The 569-nt window shown below is 33.7% G+C and carries 1 protein-coding gene; it reads left to right on the top strand.

Going from position 1 to position 569, the window contains the following annotated elements:
• The coding region (locus FE394_RS19710; protein WP_474068196.1) for a hypothetical protein at positions 1–569 on the top strand (569 nt) is incomplete at both ends.

Raw genomic sequence — 569 nt, 5'->3', positions numbered from 1 at the left:
GCGGGAAAAAGGTTTTGATGTAGATCGGGGAGAAGGTTCTGAGAAAAAACATTTATCGCCTCAAGCCTTTAAGGAAAAACAAGATTTAGAAGTAGAAGTGGAACAGTTATCCAATGTAAAAACGCATTTAAAGACAAAAGTAGTGGAAACGCATAATCAATTACAACAAACCACAAACTACATTGAAAAACAGAATGAAACGTTACAAAAAATTCAGCAACAATTTTTGAGTTTAGATAAAAAAATAAAAGAAAAGAAACAGGAATTTGAAACGTTTCGAAATCAAATTCCGGATAAGCCAGTGTCAATGTCTTATTTGCGAGAAGAAACAAAAACAGAAGTAACAACGAAACTGTTTGGAAAGCCAGAAATTACTGAGAAGAAAACAGGAAACATCGTGGTTACACGTGAGCAATGGAGAGATATGAAAGAAAAGGTTGATGCAGCGGTTATTATAAAGAGCGATTATGAACGTTTGCAAAAAACGGATCTTGTAAAAGAAAACAAAGAATTACATAGTGCAGTCGATGAGATATGTGACTCACTTAAAGAATCTCAAAAGAGAAATG

This window comes from Xenorhabdus littoralis (genome assembly GCF_033949345.1).
Classification (GTDB): Bacteria; Pseudomonadota; Gammaproteobacteria; order Enterobacterales; family Enterobacteriaceae; genus Xenorhabdus; species Xenorhabdus littoralis.
Note: the sequence above shows the minus strand (reverse complement) of the source record. Positions and strands in the feature narration are given on the sequence as shown.